The following is a 16,506-nucleotide window of genomic DNA, read 5'->3' as shown; positions in this document are numbered from 1 at the left end:
GCGCGGGGGCGCGGGCGGGCCGGGGCCCCGCGGGAAGTCCCCCCCCCGCCAGGTCAGCGCATCAGCACCCCCGCCGCCTCCCCGGCCTCCGGGGTCTCCGGCGGCAGGGTCACCAGCCCCATCTCGGCCGGGCCCGCCAGCAGCGGGTGCGCGGGCAGCACGCGGACGGTGTAGCCGAACGGACCGGTGCGGTCCAGCGTCAGCGGCCCCTCGTAGAGCCAGCTCCCGTCCTCCTCCGGGCCGCCGGAGGGCTTGAGCGGCACCCGGACGGCGTCCGCGTCCGCGATGGAGTCCGACTCGTCCACCCGCCCGGCGACCGCCTGCACCTCCACGTCGCCCGGCTCCAGGTCGCCGAGGGCCACCCGCACCCGCAGCGCCAGCGCGCCGCCCAGCTCGACCGACTCGCAAACCGTCTCCACGTGGTCGACCGCCACGCGGGGCCAGGCCGCGCGCACCCGCGCCTTCCACCCGGCCAGCCGCTCCGCCGTCCGCGTGTCCAGGGCCCGGTGGGCGTGGGCGGCCGGGACGTAGAGCCGTTCGACGTACTCGCGCACCATCCGGTCGGCCGGCACCCTGGGGCCGAGCCGCTCCAGGGTCTGGCGGACCATCGCGATCCACCGCTCCGGAAGCCCCGTCCCGGCCGGCCCGCGGTCGTAGAAGCACGGCGCGACGTGCTCGCGGAGCAGCTCGTAGAGGGCTGCGGCCTCCATGTCGTCGCGCCGCTCCCGGTCCTCGGGGCTCTCCCCGGCGGGCCCGCCCCCGTCGGCGGTGGGGATGGCCCAGCCGAAGTCCGGCTCGTACCACTCGTCCCACCAGCCGTCCCGGACCGAGAGGTTCAGGCAGCCGTTGAGCGCGGCCTTCATCCCGGAGGTGCCGCACGCCTCCAGCGGCCGCAGGGGGTTGTTGAGCCAGACGTCGCAGCCGGTGTAGAGCCTCTGCGCCATGGCCATGCCGTAGTCGGGCAGGAAGACGATCCGGTGGCGCACCCGCGGGTCGTCGGCGAACCGCACCAGCTCCTGGATGAGCCGCTTGCCGCCGTCGTCGGCCGGGTGCGCCTTGCCCGCGACGACGAGCTGGACCGGCCGGGTGGGGTGCAGCAGCAGTTCCGTCAGCCGCTCGCGGTCGCGCAGCATCAGCGTCAGCCGCTTGTAGGAGGGGACGCGCCGGGCGAAGCCGACGGTGAGCACCTCCGGGTCCAGGACGCCGTCGATCCAGCCGAGTTCGGCCGGGGAGGCGCCGCGCTGCCGCCAGGAGTCGTACAGCCGCCGCCGCACCTCCTCCACCAGCTGTCCGCGCAGGGTGCGGCGCAGCTCCCACAGTCCGGCGTCACCGGTGCCGGGCCGCAGCGCCGACACCTCGCCGGCGGTCCAGGTGGGGGCGTGGACGCCGTTGGTGACGGAGGTGATGGGCACCTCGGCGGCGTCGAAGCCGGGCCACAGCCCGGCGAACATCTCCCGGCTGACCGAGCCGTGGAGCGTGGAGACGCCGTTGGCGCGCTGGGCCAGGCGCAGGCCCATCACGGCCATGTTGAAGACCCCGCCGTCGCCGCCGGGGTAGGTCTCGGTGCCCAGCTCCAGCACCCGCTCCACGTCGACGCCGGGGAGTTCCCCGTCGTCGCCGAAGTGCCGCGCCACCAGGGCGCGGTCGAAGCGGTCGATCCCGGCGGGCACGGGGGTGTGGGTGGTGAACACCGTCCCGGCGCGGACGGCCTCCAGGGCGGTGCCGAAGGAGGCGCCCCGCTCGCCCAGCTCCCGGATGCGCTCCAGGCCGAGGAAGCCGGCGTGCCCCTCGTTGGTGTGGAACACCTCCGGCTCGGGGTGCCCGGTGAGGCGGCAGTACGCGCGCACCGCCCGCACCCCGCCGATGCCCAGCAGCATCTCCTGGAGCAGCCGGTGCTCGCTGCCTCCGCCGTAGAGCCGGTCGGTGACGTCGCGTTCGCGCGGGGCGTTCTCCTCCACGTGGGAGTCCAGCAGCAGCAGCGGCACGCGGCCGACCCGCGCCTGCCAGACGTGGGCGCGCAGCAGCCGTCCGCCGGGCAGCCGCAGCTCCACGCGGACGGGGGTGCCGCCGTCCGCGCGCAGCAGCTCCAGCGGCATCTCGTTGGGGTCCAGGACGGGGTAGTGCTCCTGCTGCCAGCCGTCCCGGGACAGGCCCTGCCGGAAGTAGCCGTGCCGGTACAGCAGGCCCACGCCGATCAGCGGGGCGCCGAGGTCGCTGGCGGCCTTGAGGTGGTCGCCGGCGAGGATGCCCAGGCCGCCGGAGTACTGCGGCAGGGCGGCGGTGATGCCGAACTCCGGCGAGAAGTAGGCGACGGCGGCGGGCAGTTCGCCCTCGGCCCGCTGGTACCAGCGGGGCTCGGTCAGGTAGGCGCGCAGGTCGTCGGCGGCGGCGGCGAGCCGCCGCCGGAAGCCGCCGTCTCCGGACAGCTCTGCCAGCCGCCGGGCGGAGACGGCGCCCAGCACCCGCACCGGGTCGCCGCCGGAGGCCCGCCAGCCGTCGGGGTCGACGGCCCGGAAGAGCTCTCTGGTCTCGGGGTGCCAGGACCAGCGCAGGTTGTGCGCCAGGTCGCTGAGCGGTCGTAGGGGTTCGGGAAGGACGGGACGTACGGAGAATCGACGAATGGCCTTCACCCTTCGACGGTAACGGGCGGCCCGCCCTTTTCGCCCCAATTCCACGATCCTCGCCGCGACCGGCCCCATTCGCCCGCGCGCCGCGCGCCGCGCGCGATACGCACCCGCGCACACCGCCGGACCGTTCGCACAACGGCGCGCAGAGCACGCGCCTCCGCTCACCCGGAGCACCGTCGCACCCGCCGGGCGCCCCGAAATTCCCGGCACCGCGTGAACACATTTCCGGCACTCCGTGCCATTTCACCCTGGCCGACCGCACGGAAACAGCCGTTCCGCGGCTCTCTGTGATGGGAACGGTCCCGTTGGGCACATTTGCTTACGGGTAGTTCACGTTGCACCGGATTGCCTGTCACATCCGTGTGGGCATTTTCTTTTCCCACGGCCCTTTCGGGGCACCCCGGAAGACAACCGTCACGCCACCCGAGTGAAGCGGACAGGAGCCGCCATGCGCCCCGCCCGTCAACCGTCTGCGGAACAGATAGAAAGAACGAAACCATCCGTAACGCACCCAGGTGATTCCATGATCGGTCGTATTCCCGTCCTGGACGTCCACCCGCTCGTCGACTGCGGGCGCCGACCGGCCAAGGCCGTGGTCGGCGAGACCTTCCGGGTGTCGGCCACCGTCTTCCGCGAAGGACACGACGCCGTCGGCGCGAACGTGGTGCTGCGCGACCCCAGCGGACGGTCGGGGCCGTGGACGCCGATGCGGGAACTGGCTCCCGGCACCGACCGCTGGGGCGCCGACGTCACCCCGGACGCCGAGGGCCGCTGGACCTACACCGTCGAGGCGTGGGGCGATCCGGTCACCACCTGGAGGCACCACGCGGGGATCAAGGTCCCCGCGGGGATCGACGCCGAGCTGACCCTCATCGAGGGGGCGGACCTCCACGAGCGGGCCGCCGCCGGCGTGCCCAAGAACGAGGGGCGCGCGGCCGTCCTGGAGGCGGTGGACGCCCTGCGCGACACCTCCCGGCCGGTTGCGGCGCGCCTGGCCGCCGCCCTGACGCCCGAGGTGACGGCCGTGCTGGAGCGCCACCCGCTGCGCGAGCCCGTCACCGCCACGCGCCCGCTGCCGCTGCTGGTGGAGCGGAAGAGGGCGCTGTTCGGCTCCTGGTACGAGTTCTTCCCGCGGTCGGAGGGCGCGGTGGTCGAGGAGGGCCGGCCGCCCGTCCCCGGCACCCTGCGCACGGCCGCGCAGCGGCTGCCCGCGATCGCCGCGATGGGCTTCGACGTGGTCTACCTGCCGCCGATCCACCCCATCGGCGAATCGTTCCGCAAGGGTCCCAACAACTCCCTCACCGCCGGGCCCCACGACGTCGGCAGCCCCTGGGCGATCGGCTCGTCCGCCGGCGGCCACGACGCGGTCCACCCGGACCTGGGCACCTTCGAGGACTTCGACCACTTCGTGGCCCGCGCCCGCGAGCTGCGGCTGGAGGTCGCCCTCGACTTCGCCCTCCAGTGCTCCCCGGACCACCCGTGGGTCAAGGAGCACCCAGAGTGGTTCCACCACCGCGCCGACGGCTCGATCGCCTACGCCGAGAACCCGCCCAAGAAGTACCAGGACATCTACCCCATCGCGTTCGACGCCGACATGGGCGGCATCGTCGAGGAGACCGTCCGCGTCCTGCGGCTGTGGATGGGGCACGGGGTGCGGGTCTTCCGGGTGGACAACCCGCACACCAAGCCGGTGGTCTTCTGGGAGAAGGTGATCGGCGAGATCAACCGGACCGACCCCGACGTCCTGTTCCTGGCCGAGGCCTTCACCCGGCCCGCGATGATGCACACCCTCGCCAAGGTCGGCTTCCAGCAGTCCTACACCTACTTCACCTGGCGCAACGGCAAGGAGGAGCTGACCGAGTACCTGACCGAGCTGTCCGGGGACGCCGCCTCGTACATGCGGCCGAACTTCTTCGTCAACACGCCCGACATCCTCCACGCCTACCTCCAGCACGGGGGGCGCCACGCGTTCGAGATCCGGGCCGTGCTCGCCGCCACCCTCTCCCCCACCTGGGGCGTCTACTCCGGCTACGAGCTGTGCGAGAACACACCCGTGCGACCCGGCAGCGAGGAGTACCTGGACTCGGAGAAGTACCAGCTGCGCCCGCGCGACTGGGCCGCCGCCGAGCGGGACGGCACCACCATCGCCCCGCTGATCACCGAGCTGAACCGGCTGCGCCGCCGGCACCCGGCCCTCCAGGAGCTGCGCAACCTGCGCTTCCACCACAGCGACAACCCGTCGATCATCGTCTACTCCAAGCACTGCGCACACCCGTACGCCGACACGGTTCTCACGGTGGTCAACCTCGACCCCCACCACACCCACGAGGCCACGGTCTCGTTGAACCTGGCGGAACTCGGCCTCACCCCCGCACAGGCGAGTGGCGCCGAGCTTTTCCCGGTGCGCGACGAGCTCACCGGCGAGACCTATCACTGGGGCAGGGACAACTATGTGCGCCTGGAGCCGGGCCGTGCCGCGGCGCCCGCGCACATCCTCACCCTGCGACCGTCCTCACAGACCGGAGGGTCACCCAACCATGACCGTCAATGAACCCGTCATCGACACGTTCGAGGACACGCCCGCCAAGGACCGCGATCCCGATTGGTTCAAGAGGGCCGTCTTCTATGAGGTGCTGGTCCGGTCCTTCCAGGACAGCAACGGCGACGGCATCGGCGATCTGAAGGGCCTCACCGCCCGGCTCGACTACCTCCAGTGGCTCGGGGTGGACTGCCTCTGGCTCCCGCCGTTCTTCAAGTCCCCCCTGCGGGACGGCGGGTACGACGTGGCCGACTACACCTCCGTCCTGCCGGAGTTCGGCGACCTCGCCGACTTCGTGGAGTTCGTGGACGCCGCCCACCAGCGCGGCATGCGGGTCATCATCGACATGGTCATGAACCACACCAGCGACCAGCACCCCTGGTTCCAGGAGTCCCGCCGCGACCCCGACGGCCCCTACGGCGACTACTACGTCTGGGCCGACGACGACAAGCAGTACGCGGACGCCCGCATCATCTTCGTCGACACCGAGGTGTCCAACTGGACGTTCGACCCGGTGCGCAAGCAGTACTACTGGCACCGCTTCTTCTCCCACCAGCCGGACCTCAACTACGAGAACCCGCGGGTGCAGGAGGAGATGATCTCGGCCCTGAAGTTCTGGCTGGACCTGGGCATCGACGGGTTCCGGCTGGACGCGGTCCCCTACCTGTACGCGCAGGAGGGCACCAACTGCGAGAACCTGCCGCAGACCCACGAGTTCCTCAAGCGGGTCCGCGCCGAGATCGACGCCCACTACCCCGACACGGTGCTGCTGGCCGAGGCCAACCAGTGGCCCGAGGACGTCGTCGACTACTTCGGCGACTACTCCAAGGGCGGCGACGAGTGCCACATGGCGTTCCACTTCCCCGTCATGCCGCGGATCTTCATGGCGGTGCGCCGCGAGTCCCGCTACCCGGTCTCCGAGGTGCTGGCCAAGACCCCGCCCATCCCCTCGGGCTGCCAGTGGGGGATCTTCCTGCGCAACCACGACGAGCTGACCCTGGAGATGGTCACCGACGAGGAGCGCGACTACATGTACGCGGAGTACGCCAAGGACCCGCGCATGCGCGCCAACATCGGCATCCGGCGCCGGCTCGCCCCGCTGCTGGACAACGACCGCAACCAGATCGAGCTGTTCACCGCCCTGCTGCTGTCCCTGCCGGGCTCGCCGATCCTGTACTACGGCGACGAGATCGGCATGGGCGACAACATCTGGCTGGGCGACCGGGACGCGGTGCGCACCCCCATGCAGTGGACGCCGGACCGCAACGCGGGCTTCTCCTCCTGCGACCCGGGCCGGCTCTTCCTGCCCACGATCATGGACCCGGTCCACGGCTACCAGGTCACCAACGTCGAGGCGGCGATGAGCAGCCCCTCGTCGCTGCTGCACTGGACGCGCCGCATGATCGAGATCCGCAAGCAGAACCCCGCCTTCGGGCTGGGCTCCTACACCGAGCTGCCGTCGTCCAACCCGGCGGTGCTGGCCTTCCTGCGGGAGTACGGGGACGACCTCGTGCTGTGCGTGCACAACTTCTCGCGCTTCCCCCAGCCCACCGAGCTGGACCTGAAGGCCTTCAGCGGACGCCACCCGGTGGAGCTGATCGGCGGTGTGCGGTTCCCCTCCATCGGTGAACTGCCGTATCTGCTGACGCTCGCGGGGCACGGCTTCTACTGGTTCCGGCTGCGACAGCAGCTCTGACAGGAGGGCCGACGGGCACGGCGGCCCGGGACGGATCGCGCAAGGATTGGTTCCGGGCCGCCGCGGGCAGCATTGTCATCACCACCAATCACCTCACTCGAACGAGTTCACTAGCCCGCTTGGTGGGTACTCCCCGACACGTCCCGCACCGCCGGACAGCCACAGCCGCAATCCGGGACACTCTGCCGTACCTTTCGTGTGCCCGGGGAAAGGACGCCATGTCGGACAGCTCCTCGCCGCGCGCCGCCGTCGCCACGCGCGAGTCGGAGGGCGCGGCGCTGCTGCGTTCGCTCACGCCACTGCTCACCGAATGGCTCCCGCGACAACGCTGGTTCGCCGGGAAGGGGCGGCCCGTCAGCGGCTTCGCCCTGGTCTCCGCGACCGAGCTGCTGCCGTGCACCGGGAGCGCCGCGCCGGGCCTGCTGCACCTGCTCGTCCGCGCCCGGCAGCCCGGGGGGCCCGGGCAGACCCACCCGGTGCCCGCCGACTGCTACCAGTTGCTGCTCGGCGTCCGCCCGGCCCTGCCGCCCCCGCTGGCCGGGTCCCTCATCGGCCACCCCGCCGACGGCCCGCTGCGCGGCCGCACGGTCTACGAGGCCCTCCACGACCCGCGGTTGGCCGCCGTGCTCCTGGAGCGGCTGCGCTCCCCGGGACGGCTGGGCCCGCTGCTCTTCCAGCGCGAGCGGGGCACCATCATCCCGCCGGGGCTGCCGCCCAGGCCGCTGAGCGTGGAGCAGTCCAACTCCTCGGTGGTCTACGGGGACCGCTTCATCCTCAAGCTGTTCCGCCGCGTGAGCCCCGGCGTCAACCCGGATCTGGAGCTGCCGCTGGCGCTGGCCCGGGCGGGCTCGGACCGGGTGCCCGCGCCCGCCGCCTGGTTCGAGGCGCGGCCCGGACGGAGGGCCGAGGGCGGCGGCGAGGGCGACGAGCCGATGACGCTGGGAGTGCTGCAGCCCTTCCTGCCGGGCACCGTCGACGGCTGGCAGCTCGCGCTGCGCTCACTGGGGTCCCGCGGCGACTTCACCGGCCCGGCGCGGGCGCTGGGCCAGGCGATCGCCGAGGTGCACACCACGCTGGCGCAGGCGCTGCCGGAGACGGCGCTGCGCCGCCGCCAGCTGGAGTTCATCGCCTCGGGGATGAACGAGCGCCTGGAGGCCGCGGCCGCCGCCGTGCCCGCGCTGCGCCCGTACCGGGGGCAGCTGCACACCGTCTTCAACGCCGTGGCCGAGCTGGGCCGCAGCGGTCGCTCCTGGTCCGCCCAGCGCATCCACGGCGACCTCCACCTGGGCCAGGCGCTGTGCGCGGGCGACACCGACCGGTGGTCGATCATCGACTTCGAGGGCGAGCCGGCCCGGCCCATCGCCGAGCGGCGCCGCCCCCAGCCGGTGGTGCGGGACATCGCGGGCATACTGCGCTCGTTCGACTACGCGGCGTGCCAGCACGCCCGGGGCTCCGCCGCGGAGGCCGGGTGGGCCCGCGAGTGGGCCGAGAAGAATCGTGACGCCTACTGCTCCGGCTACGCCGACGCCTCCGGCTCCGACCCGCGCGACGAGGACGTACTGCTGCGCGCGTACGAGACGGACAAGGCCGTCTACGAGGTCCTGTACGAGGCCAGGCACCGTCCCGCCTGGCTCGCCATTCCCATGTCCGCCATCCAGCGGCTCGCGGACGTCTGAACGACCCGCCCATCAGGAGGCCCTTTCCGTGACCCCCCGTCCCGACACTCCCGACAGCCGCCCGCTCCCCGACACCCCGCCGCGGCCCGGCCGCGCCACCGCCCAGGACGAGAGTGCCGCCCGCCCGGCCGGGGCGGAGGAGGGCGCCGCGGGGACGGCCGAGAGCGCGGGGCAGACCGCGGCCGCCGGGACCGCGAAGGCCGCCGCGAAGAAGACGGCGAAGAAGACCGCCGCGAAGAAGGCGGCCGCCGCGGGGAAGGCGGCCGCGAAGAAGGCCGCCGCCGAGCCGGGCGCCGCCCGGAAGGCCGCCGCGAAGAAGACCGCTGTGAAGAAGACGGCGAAGAAGACCGCCGCGAAGAAGACGGCCGCCGCGAAGCGGACCGTGAAGAAGGCGGCGGTGGCGGCGCAGGCCCCCACGCGGAAGACCGTGGCCAAGGCCTCCGCCGTCCCGCAGAGCGAACCGGTCAAGGACCACGCCCCCAACTGGCCCGACGCCCGTCCGCCCGCGCCGCGCCGCGGCGAGGACGCCCCGGACGGGCACGGGGTGCGGCCCGCCGCCCCGCTGGACCCCGGCGAGCGGCAGCGCCTCCTCCACGGCTCCCACCACGACCCCCACACGGTGCTCGGCGCCCACCGCACCGCCGGCGGGGTGCTGTTCCGGGTGCTGCGCCCGTACGCCCGGTCCGTCACCGTCCTGGTCGCCGGGATGCGGGCGGAGCTGCACGACGACGGCGACGGGTTGTTCTCCGGTGTGCTGCCCCTGGCCGGGGAGCCCGCCCCTCCCCCCTACCGGCTGCTGGTGCGCTACGGCGGGGAACCGGGGACCGACGAGGTCGAGACCGAGGACCCCTACCGCTTCCTGCCCGCCCTGGGCGAGCTGGACCTGCACCTGATCGGCGAGGGCCGGCACGAGGAGCTGTGGCGTGCGCTCGGCGCCCGCCCCATGACCGTCGACGGGGTGGCGGGCACCCGCTTCACCGTCTGGGCGCCCAACGCGCTGGGCGTGCGGGTCACCGGGGACTTCTCCTGCTGGGACGGGACGGCGTTCCCCATGCGCTCGCTGGGCGGCAGCGGCGTGTGGGAGCTGTTCCTGCCCGGCGTCGGGGCGGGCGCGCTGTACAAGTTCGACATCACCCGGCCCGACGGCTCCCACACCCTGCGCGCCGACCCGATGGCCCGCCGCACCGAGGTGCCGCCCGCGACCGCCTCGATCGTGGAGGAGTCGTCCTACGAGTGGCACGACGGGGAGTGGATGGCGCGCCGCGCCGGGTACGCCCCGCACCGCGAGCCCCTGTCGGTCTACGAGGTGCACCTGCCGTCCTGGCGGCCCGGACTGACCTACCGCGAGCTGGCCGAGCAGCTCCCGGCGTACGTGAAGGACCTGGGCTTCACGCACGTGGAGCTGATGCCGGTCGCCGAGCACCCCTTCGGGGGCTCCTGGGGGTACCAGGTCACCGGCTTCTACGCGCCCACCGCCCGGATGGGCACGCCCGACGACTTCCGCCTCCTGGTGGACCGCCTCCACCAGGAGGGCATCGGGGTGCTGATGGACTGGGTGCCCGCGCACTTCCCCAAGGACGACTGGGCGCTGGCCCGCTTCGACGGCACCGCGCTGTACGAGCACTCCGACCCGGCCCGCGCCGAGCACCCGGACTGGGGGACCCTGGAGTTCAACTTCGGCCGCACCGAGGTCCGCAACTTCCTGGTCGCCAACGCGGTCTACTGGTGCGAGGAGTTCCACATCGACGGCCTGCGCGTGGACGCCGTCGCCTCCATGCTCTACCTGGACTACTCGCGCGAGTCCGGCCAGTGGACCCCCAACCCCTACGGCGGCCGGGAGAACCTGGACGCGGTGGCCTTCCTGCAGGAGATGAACGCCACCGTCTACCGCCGCTGCCCCGGCGTGGTCACCGTCGCCGAGGAGTCCACCGCCTGGGACGGCGTCACCCGCGCCACCCACCACACCGGGCCGGGCGGCTTCGGCGGGCTGGGCTTCGGCTTCAAGTGGAACATGGGCTGGATGCACGACTCCCTGGAGTACATGACCAAGGAGCCCGTCCACCGCAGGTACCACCACAACGAGATGACGTTCTCCATGGTGTACGCCTACTCGGAGAACTACGTGCTGCCGATCTCCCACGACGAGGTGGTGCACGGCAAGCGGTCGCTGGTGTCGAAGATGCCGGGCGACTGGTGGCAGCAGCGCGCCAACCACCGGGCCTACCTGGGCTTCATGTGGTCCCACCCGGGCAAGCAGCTGCTGTTCATGGGGCAGGAGTTCGCGCAGGGCGCGGAGTGGTCGGAGGCGCACGGTCCGGACTGGTGGCTGCTGGACCCGGCCTACTCCGCGGCGGGCGACCACCGGGGGGTGCGCGACCTGGTCCGCGACCTCAACCGCGTCTACGCCGCCACACCCGCGCTGTGGGAGCGGGACACCGAGCCGGCGGGCTTCTCCTGGATCGAGGGGGGTGCGGCCGACGACAACGTCCTGGCGTTCCTGCGGTACGCCGCCGACGGCACCCCGCTGGTCGCCGTCTCCAACTTCTCCCCCGTCGTCCGCGGCGACTACCGGATCGGCGTCCCCGGCGAGGTGCCGGCCTGGCGCGAGGTCCTCAACACCGACGCGGAGCGGTACGGCGGGAGCGGGGTGGGCAACCCCGAGCCGCTCAAGAGCGGTTCGGTGCCCGCCCACGGCCGTCCGGCCAGCATCACCCCGGTGCTGCCGCCGCTGGCGACGATCTGGCTCGTGCCGGCCTGACGGACGGGCGCCGCGGGGGAGCGGGAGCGCGGAAGCCGTACGGCCCTGTCCGGTGGGGGGACCGGACAGGGCCGTACGGGGCGCCCGGGGCGGCAGCGGGGGTCAGACGCCCGCGGGCTCCTTGGCGGCGGATCCTCCGGCGGCGCCGGATTCCCGCGTGGCTGTGGTGTCCTGGGCGGAGGCGCCGGGGCCGTGCGCCCCGTCGCCCCCCTCGTCGAGGAGCGTCCGCTCGTCGAACGGGACGCGGCCGGCCAGCACCTCGTGCACCCGCTCCTTGTCGATCTCCTTGGTCCAGGTGCCGACCAGCACGGTGGCGACCGCGTTGCCGGCGAAGTTCGTCAGCGCGCGGGCCTCGCTCATGAAGCGGTCGATGCCGACGATCAGGCCGACGCCGTCCACCAGCTCCGGGCGGTGGGACTGGAGGCCGCCGGCGAGGGTGGCCAGTCCGGCACCGGTGACGCCCGCCGCGCCCTTGGAGGCGATGATCATGAAGACGAGCAGGGAGACCTGCTGGCCCACCGAGAGCGGGTCGCCCATCGCCTCGGCCACGAACAGGGAGGCCATCGTCAGGTAGATCGCGGTGCCGTCGAGGTTGAAGGAGTAGCCGGTGGGGACGGTGATGCCGACGACCGGCTTGCTGACGCCCAGGTGCTCCATCTTCGCGATCAGGCGCGGCAGCGCCGACTCGGAGGAGGAGGTGGACAGGATCAGCAGGAACTCCCGGCCCAGGTACTTCAGCAGGGTGAGGATGTTCAGCCCCGCCACCAGCTTCAGCAGTGCGCCCAGCACCACGAAGACGAACAGCAGGCAGGTGACGTAGAAGCCGATCATGATGACGGCCAGGGAGGTCAGCGCGTCCACGCCGGTCTCGCCGACCACCGCCGCGATCGCGCCGAAGGCGCCGACCGGCGCGGCCCACATGATCATCGCCAGTACGCGGAAGACGAGCCGCTGGATGTGGCCGATGCCGCGCAGCACCGGCTCGCCCACCGGTCCCATCGCCTGGAGGGCGAAGCCCACCAGCAGGGCCACCAGCAGGGTCTGGAGCACCTCGCCCTCGGTGAAGGCGGAGACCAGGGTGGTGGGGATGATGCCCAGCAGGAAGTCGACCGTGCTCTCGCTGGCGCCCTCGGCCTGCGCCGCTCCGGCGCTGCGGGTCTCCTCGGTGAGCTGGAGCCCGGCGCCGGGGTCCAGCACGTTGCCGACGACCAGGCCGATGGCGAGGGCCACGGTGGACATCACCATGAAGTAGCCGAGCGCCAGACCGCCCACCGCGCCGACCTTGGCGGCCTTCCGCACCGAGCCGATGCCCAGCACGATGGTGCAGAAGATCACCGGCGAGATCATCATCTTGATGAGGTCGACGAACCCGGTGCCGAGCGGCTTGAGCTCCTTGGCCACACCGGGTGCGGCGAAGCCGAGCACGATGCCCGCCAGTACGGCGCCGATCACGGCGATGTACAGGTAGTGGGTGCGGTCTCGTCTCTTGGTCTGCGCTGTCTGCGTGGACACGTCGGGCTCCTCAGGATTGCGGCTCCGACTCGCGGGGAGTCCCGGCGACTATGCATCCCGGTGTGACGCCGTTCACCGTTGCGTGCATTACGTGCACGGAAAAACCGCCCCGGGGCGCCGGTTGGCGGTCCGCACGGGCCCCGCGGCGCGGCTTCCCCAGAGCGCCGCCCGCCCTGATCAGGGGTTTTCCCGGCCCGGGAGGTCCGGGCCGGGCCGGAAGCGGGCAGACTGGGAGCCATGTGTCTGCCCCGTCCCCGCAGTCTGGCCGGCCAGCTCTTCGCGATGCAGGTCGTGCTGGTGGCCGTCGTGGTGGCCGGGTGCGCCCTGTTCACCTACCTGAACGACCGCGAGCAGGCGGAGAGCTCCGCCCGCCACCGGGTCACCGCCGTGGCCGCGGCGGTCGCCGGTTCGCCCGCGGTGCCGGAGGCGATCGGCTCCGGCGACCCCAGTGAGCTGCTCCAGCCGTACGCCGAACGGGTCCGGCGCGACACCGGCGTCACCTTCGTGACGATCATGGACCCGGACGGCATCCGCTGGACCCACCCGGAGCCGGACCGCATCGGCCGCCCCTTCGTCGGCCACATCGGCCCCGCCCAGCGCGGCGAGACCTTCCACGAGACCTACACCGGCACCCTCGGGCCGTCGGTGCGGGTGGTCACCCCGGTCCGCGACGGCGCCGGGCGGATCGTGGGCCTGGTGAGCGCCGGGATAGCGGTGGAGCGGATCAGTGCCGAGGTGGAGCGGCAGATGGCCGTGCTGCTGGCGGTGGCCGGGGGCGCGGTGGTGCTCGGCGGGCTGGGCACCTACGTCGTCAACGCCCGGCTGCGCCGCCACACGCACGGCATGAACGCCGCCGAGCTGAGCCGGATGCACGCCTACCACCAGGCCGCGCTGCACGCCGTGCGCGAAGGGCTGGTGATGCTCGACGGGCAGCGGCGCGTCGCCCTGATCAACGACGGCGCCCGCGAGCTGCTGGGGCTGGCCGGCCGGGACGTCGTGGGCCTGGGCGTGGCCGAGCTGGGGCTGCCCGCCCCGCTGACCGGCGCGCTGCTGGCCTCCGAGCCCCGGGTGGACGAGGTGCACCTGACCGACGAGCGGGTGGTGGTGGTGAACACCTCACCGGTCTCGGGCGGCGAGCGGCGCGGCACGGTGGTCACCCTGCGCGACCACACCGAGCTCCAGGCGCTCACCGGCGAGCTGGACTCGGTGCGCGGCTTCGCCGAGGCGCTGCGCTCCCAGGCCCACGAGGCGGCCAACCGGCTGCACACCGTGGTGTCGCTGATCGAGCTGGGCCGGGAGCGGGAGGCGGCGGAGTTCGCCACGGCCGAGCTGGAACTCGCCCAGGCGCTGACGGACCAGGTGGTGGCGGCGGTCGCCGAGCCGGTGCTGGCGGCCCTGCTGCTGGGCAAGGCGGCGCAGGCCAACGAGCGCGGCGTGGAGCTGGTGCTCGCCGGGGACAGCAGGGTCGACGACGGCGTGCTGCCCGAGGACCTCCCGCCCCGGGACCTGGTGACGGTGCTGGGCAACCTGATCGACAACGCCCTGGAGGCAGCCTCCCCCGAGTCCGCCGGCCCGGCCGCCGCCGCCCCGGGCACCGCCCGGGTCACCGTGACGGTGCGGGCCTCGCGGGAGGAGCTGCTGCTGCGCGTCGCCGACAGCGGTCCGGGCATCGCCCCGGACGAGGCCGGGGAGGTCTTCCGCCGCGGCTGGACGACCAAGGAGGCCGGCGCTCCCGGCCGGGGGCGCGGCCTGGGCCTGGCGCTGGTGCGGCAGACGGTGCGGCGGCACGGCGGCACCGTCGTGCTGTCCAGGGGCCCGGAGGGCGGCGCGCGGTTCACCGTGCGGCTTCCCCTGCGCGCCCGGTGCGGCGCCGGGGAAGGGGTGGAGGCGTGACCGGGCCGGGGAGCGGCCCGGGAGGCGGCTGCGAGGAGCCCATCAGGGTGCTGGTCGTCGAGGACGACCAGGTGGCCGCCGACGCCCACGCCCTGTACGTCTCCCGGGTTCCCGGCTTCGCCGTCGCGGGCGTGGCGCACTCGCGGGCGGAGGCCGGGCGGGCCCTGGAGCGGCTGGAGGTCGACCTGATCCTGCTCGACCTCTACCTGCCCGACGGGCACGGCCTGTCCCTGGTGCGGGCGCTGCGCGCGGCGGGCCACACCACGGACGTCTTCGCCGTCACCTCCGCCCGCGACCTGGCCGTCGTGCGGGAGGGGGTCTCGCTCGGGGTCGTCCAGCACGTGCTGAAGCCCTTCACCTTCCCCACGCTGCGCGACCGGCTCCAGCGCTACGCCCGGTTCCGCAGGACCACCACCTCCGCCGGCGCCGAGGCCGGCAGCCAGGCGGAGGTGGACCGGGCGCTGGCCGCGCTGCGGGCCCCGGGGCGCGTCACGCTGCCCAAGGGGCTGAGCGCCGCCACGCTGGAGTCGGTCGTCTCGGCGCTGCGGGCCGCCGCCGGGAAGGGTCTGACGGCGAGCACGGCGGGCGAGCAGGTCGGCGTCAACCGGATCACCGCGCGCCGCTACCTGGAGTACCTGGTCGGCGCCGGGCAGGCCGAGCGCACCCCGCAGTACGGGCACGTGGGGCGGCCCGAGCTGTACTACCGCTGGCTGGGCTGACGCGCCCCGGCAGCCCCCACCGGGGCGGCCGGGGCGGCGGCCGGGACCGTCAGAAGACCGCCTCGGTCTCGTCCATCCGGTCCTGCGGCACGGTCTTCAGCTCCGTCACCGCGTCCGCCAGCGGCGCCATCACGATCTCGGTGCCGCGCAGGGCCGTCATCATGCCGAAGTCGCCGCGGTGGACGGCCTCCACCGCGTGCCAGCCGAAGCGGGTGGCCAGCACGCGGTCGTACGCGGTGGGGGTGCCGCCGCGCTGCACGTGGCCGAGGATGACCGGGCGGGCCTCCTTGCCCAGACGGTGCTCCAGCTCGATGGCGAGCCGGTTGCCGATGCCGGTGAACCGCTCGTGGCCGTACTGGTCGATCTCGCCCTTCTCGTAGGGCATGGAGCCCTCGGCGGGGCGGGCTCCCTCGGCGACGCAGACGACCGCGAACTTCTTGCCGCGCGCGAAGCGCTCCTCGATCATCTTGCACAGGGCGTCCACCTGGAACGGCCGCTCCGGGACGCAGATGCCGTGGGCGCCGCCGGCCATGCCGGCCTCCAGCGCGATCCAGCCCGCGTGCCGGCCCATGACCTCCACGACCATCACGCGCTGGTGGGACTCGGCGGTGGTCTTCAGCCGGTCGATGGCCTCGGTGGCCACGGTGACGGCCGTGTCGAAGCCGAAGGTGCGGTCGGTGGCGGAGATGTCGTTGTCGATCGTCTTCGGCACGCCGACCACCGGGAGCCCGGCGTCGGCGAGCATCCGGGAGGCGGTCAGCGTGCCCTCGCCGCCGATCGGGATCAGCGCGTCGAGGCCGAGCCGCTCCAGCAGCTCCTCGGAGTTCTCGCACGCCTCGCGCAGCCGGCCGCGCTCCAGGCGGGCCGAGCCCAAGATGGTGCCGCCGCGGGCCAGGATGCCGGAGACGGATTCGATGTCGAGCCTGCGGTAGCGGCCGTCGAGCAGGCCCTTGAACCCGTCCTCGAAGCCGATGACTTCGTCGTTCCGGTCGACCACGGCGCGGTGCACGACCGAACGGATCACGGCGTTCAGACCCGGGCAGTCGCCGCCTGCGGTGAGGACTCCGATGCGCATGGGGATCGCTT

Annotated in this window: 9 protein-coding genes; 6 read left to right on the top strand and 3 right to left on the bottom strand. The window is 73.2% G+C overall.

What is annotated here, in order from left to right; all coding sequences use genetic code 11:
- Positions 1-53: 53 nt before the first annotated feature.
- Positions 54-2,630: an alpha-glucan family phosphorylase gene (gene glgP, locus ACFSJS_RS11045; RefSeq protein ID WP_380899171.1), complete on the bottom strand. Its 2,577-nt coding sequence runs from the start codon at positions 2,628-2,630 to the stop codon at positions 54-56.
- A gap of 520 nt (positions 2,631-3,150) precedes the next feature.
- Here glgP and ACFSJS_RS11040 point away from each other — a divergent pair.
- From ACFSJS_RS11040 to glgB, 4 genes are all read left to right on the top strand, one after another.
- Positions 3,151-5,178 (top strand): alpha-1,4-glucan--maltose-1-phosphate maltosyltransferase, encoded by a 2,028-nt coding sequence (locus tag ACFSJS_RS11040; protein ID WP_380899170.1) that lies wholly within the window; start codon positions 3,151-3,153, stop codon positions 5,176-5,178.
- A complete protein-coding gene (gene treS / locus ACFSJS_RS11035) occupies positions 5,165-6,862 on the top strand; it encodes a maltose alpha-D-glucosyltransferase (RefSeq protein WP_380899169.1) in 1,698 nt (565 codons plus the stop codon). The genes ACFSJS_RS11040 and treS overlap by 14 nt, the downstream gene beginning before the upstream one ends.
- Positions 6,863-7,080: 218 nt before the next feature.
- The gene (locus tag ACFSJS_RS11030) at positions 7,081-8,538 is read left to right on the top strand and encodes a maltokinase N-terminal cap-like domain-containing protein (protein ID WP_380899168.1); all 1,458 of its coding nucleotides are present in this window, start codon (positions 7,081-7,083) and stop codon (positions 8,536-8,538) included.
- A gap of 28 nt (positions 8,539-8,566) precedes the next feature.
- Complete coding sequence (gene glgB, locus ACFSJS_RS11025; RefSeq protein ID WP_380899167.1) at positions 8,567-11,296, top strand: 1,4-alpha-glucan branching enzyme; 2,730 nt, start codon at positions 8,567-8,569, stop codon at positions 11,294-11,296.
- 102 nt (positions 11,297-11,398) lie between these two features.
- Here the strand turns inward: glgB and ACFSJS_RS11020 are convergent, their stop codons facing one another.
- On the bottom strand, positions 11,399-12,808 hold the full coding sequence (locus tag ACFSJS_RS11020) for a cation:dicarboxylate symporter family transporter (protein ID WP_380899166.1): 1,410 nt from the start codon (positions 12,806-12,808) through the stop codon (positions 11,399-11,401).
- A 237-nt stretch (positions 12,809-13,045) separates the two neighbouring features.
- Here ACFSJS_RS11020 and ACFSJS_RS11015 point away from each other — a divergent pair, with 237 nt between their 5' ends.
- Both ACFSJS_RS11015 and ACFSJS_RS11010 read left to right on the top strand, forming a co-directional pair.
- Complete coding sequence (locus ACFSJS_RS11015) at positions 13,046-14,701, top strand: sensor histidine kinase (RefSeq protein ID WP_380899165.1); 1,656 nt, start codon at positions 13,046-13,048, stop codon at positions 14,699-14,701.
- A complete protein-coding gene (locus ACFSJS_RS11010; protein ID WP_380899164.1) occupies positions 14,698-15,420 on the top strand; it encodes a response regulator in 723 nt (240 codons plus the stop codon). Before ACFSJS_RS11015 ends, ACFSJS_RS11010 begins: the two co-directional genes overlap by 4 nt.
- Positions 15,421-15,469: 49 nt before the next feature.
- Here the strand turns inward: ACFSJS_RS11010 and ACFSJS_RS11005 are convergent, their stop codons facing one another.
- Positions 15,470-16,495: an ATP-dependent 6-phosphofructokinase gene (locus ACFSJS_RS11005; RefSeq protein ID WP_380899163.1), complete on the bottom strand. Its 1,026-nt coding sequence runs from the start codon at positions 16,493-16,495 to the stop codon at positions 15,470-15,472.
- Between the last annotated feature and the right edge of the window lie 11 nt (positions 16,496-16,506).

Origin of the sequence: Streptomyces desertarenae (assembly GCF_042681365.1) — a bacterium.
GTDB lineage: Bacteria > Actinomycetota > Actinomycetes > Streptomycetales > Streptomycetaceae > Streptomyces > Streptomyces desertarenae.
This window is presented reverse-complemented; position numbering and strand designations above follow the sequence as displayed.